At 61.1% G+C, this 16,816-nt stretch carries 15 protein-coding genes and 1 tRNA gene; 8 read left to right on the top strand and 8 right to left on the bottom strand.

All coding sequences use genetic code 11. The features are described from left to right. The first annotated feature begins 122 nt into the window (after nucleotides 1-122). Complete coding sequence (locus ACYG9R_RS25730) at nucleotides 123-629, top strand: hypothetical protein (protein ID WP_155923324.1); 507 nt, start codon at nucleotides 123-125, stop codon at nucleotides 627-629. 241 nt (nucleotides 630-870) lie between these two features. Then, on the top strand, nucleotides 871-1,788 hold the full coding sequence (locus ACYG9R_RS25725) for a pPIWI-associating nuclease domain-containing protein (protein WP_023824928.1): 918 nt from the start codon (nucleotides 871-873) through the stop codon (nucleotides 1,786-1,788). A gap of 191 nt (nucleotides 1,789-1,979) precedes the next feature. Here ACYG9R_RS25725 and ACYG9R_RS25720 read toward each other — a convergent pair. Beyond that, nucleotides 1,980-2,054 (bottom strand) — tRNA-Val (locus tag ACYG9R_RS25720). Nucleotides 2,055-2,182: 128 nt separating this feature from the next. Next, complete coding sequence (locus ACYG9R_RS25715) at nucleotides 2,183-2,866, bottom strand: phosphoglycolate phosphatase (RefSeq protein ID WP_023824929.1); 684 nt, start codon at nucleotides 2,864-2,866, stop codon at nucleotides 2,183-2,185. A gap of 155 nt (nucleotides 2,867-3,021) precedes the next feature. Between ACYG9R_RS25715 and rpiA the strand changes: the two genes are divergently transcribed. From rpiA to gor, 3 genes are all read left to right on the top strand, one after another. Further along, a complete protein-coding gene (gene rpiA, locus ACYG9R_RS25710; protein WP_023710501.1) occupies nucleotides 3,022-3,753 on the top strand; it encodes a ribose-5-phosphate isomerase RpiA in 732 nt (243 codons plus the stop codon). After that, nucleotides 3,740-4,375 carry a DUF2059 domain-containing protein gene (locus tag ACYG9R_RS25705; protein WP_023820740.1) on the top strand — a complete coding sequence of 212 codons (636 nt, stop codon included), beginning with the start codon at nucleotides 3,740-3,742 and terminating at the stop codon, nucleotides 4,373-4,375. Before rpiA ends, ACYG9R_RS25705 begins: the two co-directional genes overlap by 14 nt. A 124-nt stretch (nucleotides 4,376-4,499) precedes the next feature. Then, nucleotides 4,500-5,891 carry a glutathione-disulfide reductase gene (gene gor, locus ACYG9R_RS25700; protein ID WP_023820741.1) on the top strand — a complete coding sequence of 464 codons (1,392 nt, stop codon included), beginning with the start codon at nucleotides 4,500-4,502 and terminating at the stop codon, nucleotides 5,889-5,891. Nucleotides 5,892-5,964: 73 nt separating this feature from the next. Here gor and mgtE read toward each other — a convergent pair whose 3' ends face one another. Both mgtE and ACYG9R_RS25690 read right to left on the bottom strand, forming a co-directional pair. Beyond that, complete coding sequence (mgtE, locus tag ACYG9R_RS25695; protein ID WP_023820742.1) at nucleotides 5,965-7,332, bottom strand: magnesium transporter; 1,368 nt, start codon at nucleotides 7,330-7,332, stop codon at nucleotides 5,965-5,967. A 289-nt stretch (nucleotides 7,333-7,621) separates the two neighbouring features. Beyond that, nucleotides 7,622-9,508: an ABC transporter ATP-binding protein/permease gene (locus ACYG9R_RS25690; RefSeq protein WP_023682514.1), complete on the bottom strand. Its 1,887-nt coding sequence runs from the start codon at nucleotides 9,506-9,508 to the stop codon at nucleotides 7,622-7,624. Between the two features lie 604 nt (nucleotides 9,509-10,112). Here ACYG9R_RS25690 and ACYG9R_RS25685 point away from each other — a divergent pair. Further along, nucleotides 10,113-10,547, top strand: coding sequence for a hypothetical protein (locus tag ACYG9R_RS25685; RefSeq protein WP_023682515.1), 435 nt, complete (start codon nucleotides 10,113-10,115; stop codon nucleotides 10,545-10,547). A gap of 6 nt (nucleotides 10,548-10,553) precedes the next feature. Here the strand turns inward: ACYG9R_RS25685 and ACYG9R_RS25680 are convergent, their stop codons facing one another. Next, nucleotides 10,554-11,234 (bottom strand): DsbA family oxidoreductase, encoded by a 681-nt coding sequence (locus ACYG9R_RS25680; protein WP_023688489.1) that lies wholly within the window; start codon nucleotides 11,232-11,234, stop codon nucleotides 10,554-10,556. Between the two features lie 49 nt (nucleotides 11,235-11,283). Beyond that, the gene (locus tag ACYG9R_RS25675; RefSeq protein ID WP_023820743.1) at nucleotides 11,284-13,104 is read right to left on the bottom strand and encodes an extracellular solute-binding protein; all 1,821 of its coding nucleotides are present in this window, start codon (nucleotides 13,102-13,104) and stop codon (nucleotides 11,284-11,286) included. Between the two features lie 260 nt (nucleotides 13,105-13,364). Between ACYG9R_RS25675 and ACYG9R_RS25670 the strand changes: the two genes are divergently transcribed. Next, a complete protein-coding gene (locus ACYG9R_RS25670; RefSeq protein ID WP_023668972.1) occupies nucleotides 13,365-13,988 on the top strand; it encodes an invasion associated locus B family protein in 624 nt (207 codons plus the stop codon). An 81-nt stretch (nucleotides 13,989-14,069) separates the two neighbouring features. Here ACYG9R_RS25670 and hspQ read toward each other — a convergent pair whose 3' ends face one another. After that, nucleotides 14,070-14,393 (bottom strand): heat shock protein HspQ, encoded by a 324-nt coding sequence (gene hspQ, locus ACYG9R_RS25665; protein WP_023668971.1) that lies wholly within the window; start codon nucleotides 14,391-14,393, stop codon nucleotides 14,070-14,072. Nucleotides 14,394-14,617: 224 nt separating this feature from the next. Here hspQ and ACYG9R_RS25660 point away from each other — a divergent pair, with 224 nt between their 5' ends. Next, entirely contained in the window at nucleotides 14,618-15,580 is a 963-nt protein-coding gene (locus ACYG9R_RS25660; RefSeq protein ID WP_023824931.1) for an AEC family transporter, read from the top strand. Here ACYG9R_RS25660 and ACYG9R_RS25655 read toward each other — a convergent pair. After that, nucleotides 15,557-16,768 (bottom strand): UbiH/UbiF family hydroxylase, encoded by a 1,212-nt coding sequence (locus ACYG9R_RS25655; protein WP_023824932.1) that lies wholly within the window; start codon nucleotides 16,766-16,768, stop codon nucleotides 15,557-15,559. The genes ACYG9R_RS25660 and ACYG9R_RS25655 overlap by 24 nt on opposite strands. Nucleotides 16,769-16,816: the final 48 nt, after the last annotated feature.

Here is a 16,816-nt window from a genome sequence, read left to right as displayed (position 1 = left end):
GGATGATGGCATGTCTGGCTCAGGTCACTGTCCCTAAGCGTATGGTATTTGTATAGCCGCTATCTATGCGTCGGACAGTATGATTTTCGAAGAAGAAATTGGAGGCAGGCTGGGAGGGTGATGTGGCCACTCTTGAAGAGAAGAAGGCAATCCTGGCCCCGTTTATCAAAGCGGTGCTTCAGCTCTTAGCGGACGAGGATTTCATCAAGACAAACCCAGGAGAACCAGTTCTGACGAGCGAACTCTTTCGCCACATGTACGAACTTTATCCCGGCCTGCGTGTCAGCCACCTCTATGACCGCCGGGAATCCATTCAGAAAAGGCTCAACTACCTGAAGGGCGGCGCGATGAAGGAGGCGCCTATCATTCCAGATATCATCGTGCATAAGGTCGGCGCACAAGATGAGAACGTCCTTGTGGTGGAAGCCAAGCGCCACCCAAATGTCGACGACGGCGATGACGTTTGGAAACTGGAGGGTATGACGGCCGAAGGCGGCGGCTACCACTACACTCTGGGCGTCCACATTACCTTCAACATGAGAAAGCAAGTGGTGTCGCACTGCGAGGCGTATTCAGAGGGACAAGCCGACGCAGAAGCGACAGCCTGGCTCAGGGAGAATATTCCCTAAGTTTGGCTGTTGCCCGCGGCTCAACGCAGCGCGTAGCGGCGCCCAAGCGATGCCCACAAATCCAGGATGGCGGTCAACCGTCCTAACCGCCGTTGATGGGTGTCAGCGTCACGGAGGGTGACGATGGCAAGTCTAGCGTGGAGTGCGCCATCGTTTGCCGCATCAATCAAATACAACCTTGTTTGCTTTTGCGACGGTGCCCACTTATTTGCACCTAAGCTAGGGGAAGGGAGTTCTACTGATGGCTCGAAAAATGACGCCTTCACAGTATAACAGTTGGGCGCGGCAGCAGAATGCGAAAATTCAAAATGAGGTCAATCGCGTCAACCGTGCCAACAAGGCAGAGCTCGACCGTGTGAACCGGCACAACAAAAAGGTCACTGACGACTTCAACCGTGCCATTCGACAGCACAACCAAAACGCCAGAGCTGCGGTCAATAAGTATAATCAATGGGTTCGGACGCACAACGCCCAAGTCGAACAGCAACGGCGTCGCCAGATTGCCGCTCTAAGAAACCAAACGACCACTACATACGTCGAAGTCAGAACATCAACGTATGATTTGAACGAGCGGTACGATCGGATTGAGCGTGACACTCAGCGATCATCGGGGGTCGCAGATCTTTTGGCCCTCTCCGAACGCGAGGCCAGCAATAGCGCAACCGTTGCGGAAGCGTTCACTTCTGCAACTCCTACCGACCCCGACGCCATTTCCGACAGCGGTATCCTCGAATATCTTGCGGGTTTCTCTCAAGATCTCTCCGACCGATGGAAAGGTGCGCTTTTCGCGCTCAATCCGGCCAATACCGATGCTGGCCGCCATTTCTGCACGAGTGTGCGGGAAATTTTCACAGAGATTCTGGAAAGATGGGCGGAAAACGAAGACGTTATTGCCGCAGACGGCGCGTGCGAGATGTCGCCTAACGGAACCACTCCTTCGAGACGCGCCAAAATTCGATACCTACTCAAAAAGAAGGGGGCCGACTCGCCGGAAATGCTGGGATTCGTTGAGAAGGACATCGACGACATTCTTCAACTGTTCCATGTGTTCAACGAGGCGACGCACGGAGCGGCCGGTAAATACGGGTTCGCCAAGTTACTCACCATCCGACAACGTGTCGAAGGTGGGATCATGTTCCTTGCCGCCATCGCGCTTTGAGCCTTGCGCCTTTGTGGCATCTGCGCCGCTGAATAGAATCGCCCAAGGTAGACCGAGAGGAATTCCTTGCCCACCAAATCGAGAAATGAACGAAGGAGACTTAGGGCGTGAATCCAAACCACCTACGCCCCAGCAGCTCTTTTGTGAGAAAGCTGTGCGGGTCAAATCATCCAACCGGTTCTGAAGGTAGATGGTGGGCGATGCAGGGATTGAACCTGCGACCCCACCCGTGTGAAGGGTGTGCTCTCCCGCTGAGCTAATCGCCCGCTCGTTGCCCGAAGGCCAAGCGAGCCGCGATATAAGGGAGGCAGGGTTGTGAAGTCAAGGCGATGCGCCTGCCTTCTATGCCTGAAATAGGCGAGGGCAGGCGCTGCCGCGCAATCGCCCGTTTCGTTCAGCCGGCCGCCGCTGCAATCAGCCGTTCCGCCAGGTCGAGTGTCAGCGCGTCGAAATGCGAAATCACCGCCGAGGGCTCGAATTCGCGGACATGGCGGTCGGTGTAGCCGAAATCGACGGCGACAACCGGAATGCCGGCGGCCTTGGCCGTGTCGATGTCGGTCTGTGAATCGCCGACCATCAGCGCATGGTGCGGGTCGCCGCCGGCGAGCCGGATGGTTTCGGTGAGATGGCGCGGATCGGGCTTGCGGAAGGCGAACGTGTCCTGGCCGGCGATCGCTGCGAAATGCCTTGTCAGGCCGAGCGCCTCGATCAGCGCTTTCGAATTCGCCTCGTATTTGTTGGTGCAGATGGCAAGCAGATAGCCGGCCTTCTCGAAGCGGGCGATCGCCTCGACCACGCCGGGGTAGGGGCGCGACTTGCCGGGGATGTTGAGTGTGTAATGGTCGAGGAACAGCTTGAGCAGCAGGTCGTGCTCGTCCACTGCCAAGGATTTCTGCTGCGCGGTATGCGCGCGCTCGATCATCACCCGTCCGCCCTGGCCGACAAAACGCCGGAAGCCTGCCTCGTCGACAGCGGCAAGCTCGCTGGCGGCAAGGCTGTGGTTGAGGCTGTCGAGCAGGTCCGGCGCCGTGTCGATCAGCGTCCCGTCGAGGTCGAACACGATGATCGGTTGGGTCATGGCCTGTCCTGTGGCTGATGCATTGCAGGCAGGCGATAGCGGCTGCGCTTCTTTCAGGCAAGCCGGTGCGAGCCAAAGTCTTTGACCCTGCGGGCAAAAGTGCTAGGAGCGCGCATCCAGAAAAATCAGAACCAAGCCAAATCCCCGGGGCGAGCATGGATGCGAGGCAGTTGAAGGTCGAGGCCGCGCGGGCTGCCCTTGCCCATGTCAGTGACGGCATGCGCATCGGCATCGGCACCGGGACGACGGCCGACGAATTCGTGCGGCTGCTGGCCGAAAAGATCGCCACCGGCTTGTCCGTCATCGGCGTGCCGACGTCGGAGCGCACTGCAGCCCTTTGCCGCGAACTCGGCGTGCCGCTGTCGACGCTTGAGGAAACGCCCGAGCTCGACCTCACCGTCGACGGCGCCGACGAGATCGACGCGGCGCTGACGCTGATCAAAGGCGGCGGCGGCGCGCTGCTGCGCGAAAAGATCGTCGCGGCGGCATCTCAGCGCATGATCGTCATTGCCGATCGCTCGAAGATGGTCGACACCCTTGGCCAGTTTCCGTTGCCGATCGAAGTCAACCAATTTGGCCTGCGCGCCACTGAAATCGCGGTCGCGGCAGCGGCCAAAAGTCTCGGCCTTTCCGGCCCGGTTACATTGAGGATGACGGGGGGCCAGCCTTTTGTTACAGACGGCGGCCATTTTATCCTCGATGCATCTTTTGGCCGCATTCCGGATACAAGAGCGCTTTCGAATGCTCTCCATGCCATTCCTGGTGTGGTCGAGCATGGTCTTTTCATCGGGCTGGCGTCAGCGGCCATCATCGCCGGCGGCGACGGCATCCAAACCGTCCATGCCGCCCGAAAACCAGGGAGTTCTACCGATCATGATGTTGCATAACCGGGTTCGCAATCTTTGCGCCGTTCTGGCGGCTTCGGCCGTTTTCGCCTTCTCTTCCCCGGCGTTCTCGCAGGAGATCACGGAATCGCATCTGAAGGCGGCACGGGCGGCGGTCACGGCAATCCACGCGACCGACTCGTTCGACAACATCCTGCCGCAAGCAGCGGCCTCGCTCGAGCAGCAGCTCATCCAGAAGAACCCTGATATGCAGGAGCTGATCGGCAAGACCGTCAGCGAGAAGGCACTGGCGCTGGCCTCGCGCCGTGCCGATCTGGAGAAGGAAGCAGCGCTCGCCTATGCCAAGGTGTTCTCCGAGAAGGATCTCACCGACATCGCCGCCTTCTACAATTCCGATGCCGGCAAGAAGCTGCTCGACAACGGCCCCAACGTGACGCGCGAACTGGTCAAGGCCGCCGACATCTGGCAGAACGGCCTGGCGCGCGATCTCGCCCAGCAGGTCGGCGAAACGCTGGCAGCAGCCGCGAAGGCCGCTGCTCCGGCCGCGCCTGCGCCGGATAACGCAACTGCCCCCGCCGATGGCGCTGCACCTGCCGATGGCGCTGCACCTGCCGACGGCGATGCGCCCGCAGACGGTGACCAGCCGGAAGCGCCGAAGAACTAAGACGTCTGATTTCGCCACCGGCATCCTTGCCGCTGGACCAGAAAGCCCGGTGGAAATCGGGCTTTTCTTTTGGCTTCATGCGGCCTACCTGTCTCAAACATTTCTTGAGGCAAGGAACAGCAGCATGGGCGGTTACGACTACGATCTCTTCGTGATCGGCGGCGGCTCCGGCGGGGTGAGAGCGGCGCGCGTGGCGGCAGCGCTCGGCAAGCGTGTCGGCATCGCGGAGGAATACCGCTATGGCGGCACCTGCGTCATCCGTGGCTGCGTGCCGAAAAAACTCTATGTCTATGCCTCGCAATTTCCCGAGCATTTTGCCGACGCCGCCGGCTATGGCTGGACGGTGCCGGAGGCGAGCTTCGACTGGCCGACGCTGGTCGCCAACAAGGACCGCGAGATTGCCCGTCTGGAAGCGATCTACGAAAAGAACGTGAAAGGCGCCGGCGGCGAGACGTTCCACTCGCGCGCCATGCTGGTCGACCCGCATGTCGTGCATCTCCTGGGCGATGACCGCACCGTCACCGCCGACCAGATCCTGATCGCCACCGGCGGCCGGCCGGCGCCGCACCCGGCGCTGCCCGGTCACGAGCATTGCATCTTTTCCAATGAGGTTTTCGACCTCAAGCAACTGCCGAAGGCGATCATGATCGAGGGCGGAGGCTACATCGCCGTCGAATTCGCCAATATCTTCCATGGCTTGGGCGTCGACACCACGCTGGTCTATCGCGGCAAGGAGATACTGTCACGCTTCGACATGGACCTGCGGCACATGCTGCACGAAACCATGGAAAGGAAGGGGATCAAGATCCTCTGCCACGCCGTGTCGGAATGGGTCCGCAAACGGCCGGACGGCAGGCTGGATGCGTTGGTCACCGGCGGCAAGGTACTGACGATCGACCAGGTCATGCTCGCCATCGGCCGCCTCCCAAACACTGAGAATATGGGCCTGGAAGGCGTCGGTATCGAGCTCGGCATAACCGGCGCCATCGTTGTCGACGAATATTCCCGCACCAACATCGACAACATCTGGGCGATCGGCGACGTCACCAACCGCGTGCAGTTGACGCCGGTGGCGATCCACGAGGCCATGTGTTTCATCGAGACCGCATTCAAGGGCAATCCGACCGCGCCCGACCACGACACCATTCCGACCGCCGTCTTCTCACAGCCGGAGATCGGCACCGTCGGGCTGTCCGAGGACGATGCCGTCAAGCGCTACGCCGATATCGAAATCTACCGCGCCACATTCCGGCCGATGCGGCACACGCTGTCGGGCCGCGACGAAAGGATGCTGACGAAGCTGGTGGTCGATGGCGCCACGCGAAAAGTGCTCGGCGCGCACATCCTCGGGCCGGACGCCGGCGAGATGGCGCAGTTGCTCGGCATTCCGCTGAAGGCCGGCGTCACCAAGGATGATTTCGACCGCACCATGGCCGTCCACCCGACGGCAGCGGAGGAACTGGTCACCATGTACAAGCCCACCTACCGCGTGAAGAACGGCGTGCGGGTCGATTGACGCCCGCGCGCTCGATCTTGAAGAACCCCCCATGGCAGCCGCTGTGCCACCGCGATGGGAGGCCTGAAGCTTATTACAACAAAGTGCCGCGCAGGATGACCAGCGCCACCGAGAAATAGATCACCAGGCCGGTGACATCGACCAGCGTGGCGACGAACGGCGCCGAGGCGCTCGCCGGATCGAAGCCGATCCGTTTCAGCGCGAACGGCAGCATCGACCCCGACAGCGAGCCGAAGGTGACGATACCGACAAGGGCTGCCCCCACGGTCGCCGCGATCAGCGGCCAATGCGGCCCATAATCGTAGAAGCCCATATACTGCCAGAGCGCGATGCGGCAGATGCCGACCACGCCAAGCATGGCGCCGAGTACCAGGCCGGTTGGCAATTCGCGCAACGCCACCCGCCACCAGTCACGAAGGCCGATCTCGCGCAGCGCCAGCGCGCGAATGACGAGCGAGGTCGCCTGCGAACCGGAATTGCCGCCCGAGCTCATGATCAGCGGAATGAACAGAGTGAGCACGATCGCCTTCTCCAGTTCGCCTTCATAGCTTTGCATGGCGTTGGCGGTCAGCATCTCCGAGATGAACAGCGCGCACAGCCAGCCGCCGCGCTTCTTGATCATCGCGAGAAAGCTCATCTTCATGTAGGGCTCGTCGAGCGCCTCCATGCCGCCGAAACGGTGCGCGTCCTCGGTCGTCTCCTCGATCATGATGTCGATGATGTCGTCGATGGTGACGATGCCGAGGATCTTGCCGTCGTCGACGACGGGAACCGAGAGCAGGTCATATTTGGAGATCGTCTGCGCCAGTGTCTCGCGATCGGTCAGCGGCGTCACCGTCACCGGGGCGCGATCCGGCGCCACCGACAGGATCGGATCGTCCGGCTCGCCGGTGATCAGCCGGCGCAGGCCGGTCGAGCGCACCAGCACATGCGTGTCTGGATCGACGATGTAGATGGCGTAGACGGTCTCCCGCGTCCGCTCCACCTTGCGGATGTAGTCGAGCGTGCGCCCGACGGACCAGTCCGACGGCACGCTGACGAATTCGGTCGTCATGATCGAGGCGGCGCTGCCTTCGGGATAGCCGAGAATGGAAAGCAGCGTTGCCCGCAGCGGCGGGACCAACCCGCCGAGCAGCTCGGAGCTCGCCGGTTCGTCCAGTTCGCGCAGGATATCGGCGGCGCGGTCGACCGACATGGCGGTCAGGAGCTTGCACGCTTTGGCGCGCGGCAGCGCCTCGGCCAGATCGGAGGCGCCGTCGAGTTCAGGCTGGTCGAAGATCTCGACCAGCCGCTCGAACGGCATTTCGCAAAGCAGTTCTATCGCGGTATCGCGAGATTCCCGGTTCAGGGCCTCGACGACATCGGCGACGTGATCATTGGCAAGGATACGCGCGATAGCGACGGCATCGTCGCTTGCTACGACGGGGGTAAATTCGTTCATGGCTCACTCCTTGCCGTCCGGCGGGACGTGAGCCGTTAGAGGTCACATCGAGGCGGACGGCGGTTGCGTTCGACTACTGTCGCCAGGCATGGCGCGGTGACCTTTCTGCTCGCGGGTTCGAGTTGGAATTCAGCGAGCGGGCGCAACATAGGAGCGCATCTTGGCGAGTCAATCGCGGGGGTGGCGGAAAACAGCCGGGAGCCGCCCAATCGCGAGACTGTGATGATTATTAAAGGGGGAGGGAGCGAGTGCCCCGCCGCCAGTGGCGGAACGCGCTTCGGCGTGGCTGCTATTTCTGCTTCAGCCGGCGTGAAAAACGCATCCATTTGTCCTCGACCGGCCGCGGCTGCGTAAGGATGGTGGTGAGCTCGCGCGGAAGGTTCGGAACAAGCGGCCTCTTGGTGGCGACGCCGTCGGCGATCGCGACCACGCTGTGGTAGAATTCCTCGCCCGAGGCCGAGCGTGGCGCCACCGCCTCATGCATGATGCTGATCACCGTGACATCGGGACAGTTGTCCTTGATGGCCTGGTGGAAGGCGATCTTGCCATCCGGATCGAGCGCGCCGGTCGCTTCGTCGAGGAACAGCAGTCCCGGTTGCTGCAGCACGATGCGGGCCACCACCAGCTTCTGCTTCTGGCCGCCGGACAGCAGCTGGTCCCAGATCTTTCCCTCGCGGCTTTCATCGGCCATGTGTTCGATGAAATCGCCAAGGCCGGCCTTGTGCAGGGCTGCCGCGACCTGCGCATCGCCATAGTCGTCCTCGGAGCCGGGCAGGCACACCAGCTGCTTCAGCGACACCTGCTGCAGCTTGACCTCCTGGGCGGCATAGAAGCTCCTCACACCGTCAGGGAAGACGATGGTGCCGCGGCCATAAGGCCACAAGCCGTTGATCGCCTTGATCAGCGAAGTCTTGCCGCAGCCGGATTCGCCCTTGAGGAATGCCCACTCGCCGCGCCGAAAGCGCAGATTGGCTGCGCTCAGGAACGGCGTGGCGTCTTCACCCTGATGCGCCAGTTCAAGCTTCTGGATGGTCAGGCCGAAGACCGGGTTCTGGCTGGCATAGTGGAAATCGGAACGGCCGGTCTGGCTGTAGAATTCCTGCGGCTGTTGGACGTTTTCAATGGCGTGCGCCAATTCAATGACGCGCTGGCTGTTGGCCCGCAAGGTGGCGAGACTCGGCATGACATGGATGAACCAGGAACATTTGCTGATCAGCGCGTTGACCTGCTCGGAACCGGTTATGTAGCCCTTGAGGTCGACGCCGTTGTGGATGAACGGCACCAGACCAGGTCCGTAGGCGACAACTTTGGCCCCGACGAAATTATAGACCGATTCGAATCCCGCATAGAGGGTGTTGACGATGTTGAGCTTCGACCAGGTGGTATCGATATCCAGATAGAGCCGTCCATGTATCGTCTTTTGCACGTCTTCGCCTTGCGACGCCGACACATGGAAACTGCGGCGCAACAAGGTGATCAGCTCGCTGCGATAGGTGCCTTCGGCCTTCTGCATCCTGACATTGAGCCACTCCAGCATTCCGCCGAGTTTGATCGCGATCCAGGTATTGACGGGCACATAGATGGCAACCGCCAGCAGAGCGAGGACGGCGCTGCCATAGCTGCCGAGGGCATCCAGGCCTTTTACCTCCACGGAATTCGCCAGCAAAGCGCCGCCGACAAAATAAAGTGAGGTGAAGACGCCGAAGACACCTTGGGCAAGCCCGATGGCGCCGCCCGCCATGTCTTTGATCGATTCCTGCACGCGCTGATCGATGTTGTCGGGCGCTGGCGCATCTGGCGAGCCATTCTGAGCGTGGTAGTGCGTATGGTTGGTATCGAGCAGCGCCGCATTGAAACGCGCGTTCAACCAGGCGCGCCATTTGCGATGCAATGTCGCCGATACAAATTTGCAGGCGCCTATGATTCCCATGTCCTTGAACACGACCAGCAGCACAAGCAGGCCGGCATTGGTAAGCACCGATTCAAGGGGCGTGGTATTCGCGGCGTCGTGAAAAAAAGCGATTGAGGCTGCCAGTTCGCCCGCCAACACGGTAAACCAGACGTCGGCCTTGCTCGACAGGGCTATGATGAGTGCGAGGACGACGGTAAGAGCCCAGGCCTCTCTCCACCGGTCCGAGAACCAGTAGGCCCGCATCAGTCCCCAGAAGGTCCGCATCGATGATACTGGCGTCAGGGGCGACGGCCCGGCGGGGGCGTCGCGGTTCCAAAGTGCCGATATTGAACGTCGCGGTCTGTCGACCCGAATCACAATCCCGCCCAAACCTTTTTTAGTTTTGTTACGGATAGTAACACCAATTGATCATTTTCTATGAATTTTATGCCGACGAATGTGAGGCAGCCCACCCCCGTTGCCATGAGGCAACAGTTGGTGCTGCGAGACCGCCGTCTTTGGGCCGAATTTGTCCTTTGTTTCAATGTGTTGCGAGAACGCTCAGATGTGCGAAAATATTCCCTGAGGGAAGGCTCATACACGGCTTTGTGACCAAAAGGCCTGCCCGTCGGCCGGTTTTCCCACCGCGCGCTAACCGGATCGCCCGAAAAATTGCCGTCCGTGATCGCCCCAGGTCGCCCGAATCATTTCACCGGCCATCACGGTTGGGCACGCAAGATCGTCGCTCCTGTAAAGCGACTGTTCATGAGGGGGCACGCGCTTTTTAGCTGCAGCTCAACACCGTTTGACAATCAAGCGCACTGGAATGAACCTTGCCGGGCACTGTCGGCACCGATGCATGTCCGGTCCCCAACAAGGAAGCTCCCCAATGCTTGCACGCGCAGCCGTTCCCGCAATGGTGACGCTCTTTGCCTGGCTGCCTCTTGCGCATGCCGTCAGCCAGACCATTCCGGCAAGCGCCGAAGGGCAAATCGAGTTCAATGCTCCGTCCGGCAACATCGGCTGCATCTACACGCCGAAGGGCGGCACCAGCACCTACGAACCACAGGATGGCGGTCCGGAACTGAGCTGTTCGCGCGTCGAGCCCAGCTACGTCACCGTGATCCTTGGGCCGAACGGCCCGGCGACATTGATCAAGAATCCGGGAGAGCAGGGCTGCTGCAGCGATGTCGCGAAGCTGGCCTATGGCAACAGCTGGAGCAAAGGGCCGTTTACCTGCCAGTCGTCAACCAAGGGACTGACCTGCACGGGCAGCAACGGGCATGGCTTCTTCCTCAGCAAAGCCAAGGTGACGGTGAAATAACTTCGGTCAGCCGGCCTTTTCCAGCTCGCCCTTGGCCTTTGCGGCCGCGACTTGGCGGATGGCATCAGTCAGCGTGTCGGCGTCCTGCGCGCCCATGACGGCGTATTTGCCTTCGAGCAGGAAGCACGGCACGCCAGTGATCCCCATCCGCGATGCCGTGGCGATTTCTGTGCGCACCTCCTCGACGTCGGCATCGGTCGGCAGGAGCGTTTCGACCACGGCAGCGTCCATGCCGGCCTCGCGGGCGGCATCGATCAGCACGGCGTGGTCGCCAATATTGCCGCCTTTCTCGAAATACAGTTGGAACAGCCGGCGCACGAGCCGGTTCTGCACGGCTTCACCGGCGGCACCGGCCCAGCGGATGACACGATGCGCGTCCAGCGTGTTGGCGGCGACCTTGATGGCGTCGAAAGCGAAATCGATGCCTTCGGCTTCGCCGAGCGGCTCTACGCGGGCATGCATCTGACGGATGCGCTCGTCGCTGCCGAATTTGGCCAGCATGTATTCGCGCCGGTCCTTGCCCTCGGGCGGGATGGTCGGGTCGAGCTGGAACGGCCGCCAGCGCACATGAACCTCAACGTCGCCGGCAGCGGCAATCGCTTTATCCAGCCGCTTCTGGCCGACGAAGCACCAGGGGCAGACGACGTCGGAAACCACGTCGACGGTAATGGAATTGTCATCGCTCATCTTGATCTCCTGCAGCCGAACGTTTCAGCGAGACCGATCTCGGCCACGCTCAGTTCGGCTTGCGCCACCAGGTCGGCCATTGATAACCGAATATGGGCGTCTTTTTGGGATGGTCCAGGTAATTCCAGTAAGCGAGCCATTGCTGCGCGTTGTACTGCATCGGCACCATGTAATTGCCGGAGATCAGCAATCGGTCGAGCACGCGCACGGCGGCGACATAGTCTTCCTTGGTCCGTGCTCTCAGCATCGCGTCGATCGCCGCGTCGACCGCCGGATCGGCGACGCCGGCCAGATTGAATGAACCTTCTCTTTTGGCCTCTGAAGAACCCCAGCGAAGGTTCTGCTCCATACCGGGAGACAGCGAGTTGCTGAACCCGCTCGACCCGACAAGAACCTCAAAGTCGAAACGCTGCTTGCGCGACTGGATCTGGTCGGCCTCGAGGCTGCGGATGGTCACCGCGATGCCGATCTTTTCCAGCGAGCGCTGATAGATGGCGGCAAAGCGTTCCTCGTCCTGCGACGCCGTCAGGATCTCGAAACCGAAGGGAGTTCCCTTTGGGTCCAGCAGGACACCATCCCTAACGGCGTAGCCCTGACTCTTCAGCAGGTCGAACGCCACCTTCATCACCTTGCGGTCCTGGCCGGTGCCGTCATTCACCGGCGGGCGCCAGCTGCCGTCCATGACATCGGCCGGCACGCGGCCGGGGTAGGGCGCCAGCAGCGCCTTTTCCCTGTCGCTGGCGGGATGGCCGAGCGCGGAAAGTTCGGAATTCTGCCAGTAGCTCATCGTGCGCGTGTACTTGCCGCCGAACAGGTTCTTGTTGGCCCATTCGAAGTCGTAGAGCATGCCGAGCGCGCGCCGCACCTCCGGATTGGAAAACTTCTCCAGCCGCGTGTTGAACAGGAACCCGGTCACCACGGGCGGTATGCCGGTGTCGAAGGTCTCGGCGATCACCTCGCCGCGATGGAAGGCGGGAAAATCGATATCGCGCTCGCGCTTGACCGGATCGCCCTCATCGTAAATGGCGCAGATGCCTTTCTTGAACGCTTCCGTCTTGGCATTGGCGTTGAGGAAGTACTCGATGGTGATCTGGTCGTAATTGTCGAAGCCGCGCTTGGAAGGGATGTCCTTGCCCCAGTAATTCGGATTGCGCTTGAAGACGATGCGCTGTCCCGGCTGCACCTTGTCGATGGTGTAGGGACCGCTGCCGATCACCGGCTTTAGCGTCGTCTTGTCGAAGGTATCCTTGTTGAAGGCGTGCTTTGGGATGATCGGCGTCAGCGCGATGATCAAGGGGGTCTCGCGATTGGCCTTGTCGTTGAAGGTGAAGCGTACGCTGTGATCGCCGGTCTTTTCGAGCTTGGCGATCAGGCTCATGCGATCCCTGTAGGGCGGGCGGCCCTTGTCGGTGAAGACATCGTAGGTGAACAGCACGTCATCCGGCGTCACCGGCTCACCGTCCGACCACTTCGCTTTTGGGTTGAGATGGAACTCGATCCACTTGCGCTCGGGATCCATATCGGCTGTGTCTGCGAGCAGGCCATAGAGGCTGAAGGCCTCGTCGTAGTTGCGCATCATCAACGGCTCGAAGACGAGATTGCCGAAAATGAGGTCCTGCATGCCGCGCGCCGTGGTGCGCAGGCTCTTCAGGATGAACGGGTTCAGATTGTCGAAGCTGCCGACGACGCAGTAAGTGATGTTGCCGCCCTTGGGCGCATCGGGATTGACGTAGTCGAAATGCTGGTAGTCGGCTGGCAGCGCCGGCTCGCCCTGCATGGCGATGGCATGTTTCGGTTCCGACATCGCCACGCCGGGTGCAAAGGCGAAGAACGAAATTGCGGCGATCAGCCAAACAAGAATGCGGCCCATGACCGTCTCCTTACTGGGCGGCTTGATGATTCGGAGTGCACCCTAACATGGCGCCGCGGCGCTCCGGCCAGATACATCAACCCAAATCGCACGACCCAAATTGCGAGGCCAAGAATTGCAGGCGGCGGGCTGGATTCGGCTGCTCATGCAGTGTAACACGCGCTCCGAAGTCATTCTGTTGCCTCAATTCGGCAACAGGTAGCAGGACCACACGGCGCGAAGAAGCCGGTCCCGGGATCATTTGAGAGGAAATGCACGACATGACGAGCCTGAACAGCAACGCATACCGCCTTTCGGTCCTGGCCGCGGGCGTGGTCGGCTTTCTGGGCGCCGGACTTCCCACCGCTTCGGCACAGCAACAGATTCCGCAGGGTTGGTTCAAGGCCTGCACCAAGCAGGAAGATGTCGACATCTGCAATGTCCAGAACATCATCACTGCCGGCAACGGCCAGTTCGTCACCGGGGTCAGCCTGATCGAGTTGAAGGGCAAGGTAAACCGCAAGGTCTTCCAGGTCACGGTTCCCCCAGGTCGCCTGGTGCCCCCCGGCATCGCCCTGCAGATAGACGCCGGCAAGGCGACGAAGCTGGATTATGTCATTTGCTTCGCCGACCGTTGCGTTGCCGAAGTGCCGCTGACCGACGCGCTCGTCGCGTCCTTCAAGAAGGGACAGGCGATCACGCTGACCTCGATCAACTTCCAGAGTCAGCCAAATCCAATCAAGGTTGCCTTGACCGGCTTCAGCGGCGCCTTTGACGGCGCGCCGCTGCAGCAGTCGGACATCGAGGATCGGCAGAAAAAACTTCAGGATTTCGTCGTCAAGAACAACCAGGACTTCGCCAAGAAGCTCAAGGACGAGCAGGCCAAGGCCAAAGCCGCCAACTAATCGCCGGGACAGATACCGGAGCGACAAAAAGCGGGGTCATGCCCCGCTTTTTTGTTGTCGTCACGTCGATGCAAGGTGATGTCAGTGTCTCGACTGGCGTTTTGGCTCATAGCGTCCGTCGGGCCGCTTGTCGAACATCTCGCCGATCTGTGGATGCCGGACCGGTTCGCCCGATTGATCCTCGAGCAGGTTCTGCTCGGAGACATAGGCGATGTATTCGGTTTCCGAATTCTCGGCGAGCAGGTGATAGAACGGCTGGTCCTTGCGCGGCCGCACGTCGGCCGGGATGGCTTCGTACCATTCGTCGGTGTTGGCAAATTGCGGATCGACATCGAAAATGATGCCGCGGAACGGAAACAGCCGATGACGAACCACCTGTCCGATCGAAAATTTGGCCGTTTTCATCATACTCACCACTAAGCCTCTAGAGCGCCCGGCGTCCCCTCGAATGTGCGAAGAGCGCTCTAAGACTTTGAATTTACACACACCGTGGCCAAAAATCGAGCCCGACTTAGGTCTGGGATCAGGCTTTATTTGGCGCAGAAAGCGTGTCAGTTCAATGCCGAAGCGCTTGACGCCCGATGAAGCTACGGGCTAGCCCGGTCCCGGGGGTTCGGGCCAGGGCAAAAATGTCTGACATTGTCGGTCTTGTTCTTCCGTTCTTCGGGCTGATTTTCATCGGCTTTCTGGTCGCGCGCATCACCAGGCAGCCGCTGGAAGCGCTTGGCTGGATGAACACCTTCATCGTCTATGTCGCGCTTCCTGCCCTGTTCTTCCAATTGCTGGCCCGCACGCCGTTCGAACAGTTGACCGAATGGCGCTTCATCTTCGGCTCGGTATTTTCCACCTACACGATCTTCTCGATCATGTTCGTATGGTCGGTGACGGCGTCGCGCGGCGAGATCGCCCAGTCGACGATCAAGGCGCTGGCCGCGGCCTACGGCAATATCGGCTATATGGGGCCGGGGCTGGCGCTGCTCGCCTTCGGCCAACAAGCGGCGGTTCCCGTCGCGCTGATCTTCTGCTTCGAAAATATCATGCATTTCGCCATCGCGCCGATGATGATGGCGCTGTCGGGCGACGACAAGACATCGCCGTGGCGGCTCATCCTCGGCGTAGTCAGGAAAATCGTCCTGCACCCGTTCATCATCGCGACCGCGCTTGGCGTCGGCGCCGCCTATCTCGGCTTTCACCCACCGCAGCCGGTCGGTCGCCTGCTTGAATATCTTTCGCGGGCAGCCGCCCCTTGCGCCCTGTTTGCCATGGGCGTGACGCTTGCGCTCCGGCCGCTCAACCGCGTGCCGCATGAGCTGGCGTCGATCGCGGCGCTGAAGCTGACCCTGCATCCATCGCTCTGCTACGTCGTGCTGAGCTGGATCGGGAACTTTTCTGAAATCTGGGTTTTTTCAGCCGTGCTTTTGGCGGCATTACCGACCGCAACCAACGTCTTCGTCATCGCCCAGCAATATGGCGTCTGGGTGCAACGCGCCTCGGCCAGCGTGCTGATCACCACCTGCCTCTCGGTGCTGACGGTGACCGGGCTGCTCTACATGATCCGCCACGGCATCTTACCGCCGGACCTGTTTCCCTGAACCGCCGGTAAGCGCCGCAAAGCCGCTGCCCGGCCTTAAGCCTTCGCGCATGAAAAAGGCGCGCAGCGGCGCGAAACTGCCGAGCACATTGAGGCCGGCGCTGCGTGCCATCTGCGCCGGCAGCATGTCCGAAAGCAGCGACATGTTGAGCAGATTGACCGCGCCAGAACGCGCCAGAATGTCGGGACGGCGCCTGGAATCATAGGCGGCCAGGGCCTTCGCGGCGCCGGGGTCGCCGCGATTTTCACCAGCGATTCCAGTCAGATCCTCGATGTCCCTGATGCCGAGGTTGAGACCTTGGGCTCCGATCGGCGGGAATACATGTGCAGCCTCGCCGACCAGCGCCACACGGTTTTGCGCGAAGCGCCCCGGTGATGCCGCTGAAAGCGGGTAAATTTGTCGGCCGGGCTCGACCGACACCCGGCCCAGCATCGACTGCATCTGCTGCTCGACACGCTCGGAAAGCGTCGCGTCATCGAGTGCGGCGAGGTCCTTCGCCGTCTCCGGTTTCACCACCCAGACGAGGCTGGAGCGGTTGCCGGGCAGCGGCACCTGGGTGAACGGCCCGGTCTCTGTGTGGAACTCGGTCGAGGTGAAGCCGTGTTCGCTGCGATGGCCAAAATTCAGCACCAGCGCCGCTTGGCCGTAGGATCGCACCGAGGCCACTATGCCTGCCGCCTCGCGCGCCGGCGACAGGCGCCCATCGGCAGCGACCGCAAGCGCGGCCGAGACTTCGCGACCATCAGTCAAGACGGCATGCGCCTGATCGGCGTCCAGACGCCAACTCTCGACCATCGACGTCAGCCATTCGATGCCGGGATGGGCCGCGACGGACTTGGCCAGCGTCGGGTTCAGCGCACTGTTGGGCAGGTTGAGCCCGAACTGCTCCTCGCCGATCTCCATGGCGCGAAAAGTCACCACCGGGCTGCGGATCAGCCGGCTGGTCGCATCAACGATGCGCATGACCTTCAGCGGCGCGGCCTTCGGCGCAAGTTCGGCCAGCACGCCCAGCCGATCGAGAACCTTGAGAGCAGGGTTCATCAGCGCCGTGGTCCGGCCATCGGGCCCGCCTGCTTCGGGTCCGACCAGGGTTACCGGAAAGCCCGCCTCGGCGAAACCGAGCGCCGCGATCAGTCCGGCAGGGCCGCTGCCGGCTACCAGTATCCGTGCTGTCTCGCGATGATCCAAATTGGACTTCCAGTTTGCGATGCAGGTGTCTACCCATGGATATAGGTC

The organism is Mesorhizobium sp. RSR565B, assembly GCF_054719465.1.
The sequence above is the reverse complement of the archived record's forward strand: the minus strand, read 5'-3'. Positions and strand labels throughout refer to the sequence as shown.